Genomic DNA, 628 nt, shown 5'->3' on the forward strand with positions numbered 1-628 from the left:
GGTTGTTGGAAGGGGGCGTCGCGAAGCTGACGTTGTTGGGGGACGTGGACGCGATCACGGCGAAGGCGCAGGAGCTGGCGCTGGACGTGTCGGCGGCGACGCTGCTGGACCACCGCACCTCCGACCTGGTCGAGGAGTTTGCGCAGACCTTCGCAGAGCTGCGCAAGTCCAAGGGCGTGACCCTGGAGCAAGCCCGCAAAGCGATGCAGGACGTGTCCTACTTCGCCACGATGCTGGTGTACAGCGGACGCGCGGATGGCATGGTTTCGGGCGCGGTGCACACCACGGCGGAGACGATTAAGCCGGCGTTCCAGATCATCAAGACGCGCCCAGAGGCATCGGTGGTGTCCTCGATCTTCCTGATGGTGATGCAGGGCCGACTGTGGGCGTTCGGCGACTGTGCTGTGAACCCGAACCCGTCCGCGCAGCAGCTTGGAGAAATCGCTGTGAGCTCGGCGTTGACCGCCGCTCAATTCGGTATCGACCCGAAGGTTGCGGTGCTCTCGTACGCCACGGGCAGCTCCGGCGCGGGGCCCGACGTGGAGCGCGCAGTCGAGGCCGTCGCCGCCGCCCGCGCTATTGATGCGGACTTAATTATTGACGGCCCCCTCCAGTTCGACGCTGCGTG

At 65.8% G+C, this 628-nt stretch carries 1 protein-coding gene; it reads left to right on the plus strand.

Going from position 1 to position 628, the window contains the following annotated elements; all coding sequences use genetic code 11:
* Positions 1-628, plus strand: a 628-nt coding sequence (locus ACXIUA_RS11250; RefSeq protein ID WP_457976884.1) for a phosphate acyltransferase, incomplete at both ends; no start/stop codon positions are given.

This window comes from Corynebacterium sp. UMB8791 (assembly GCF_054166365.1).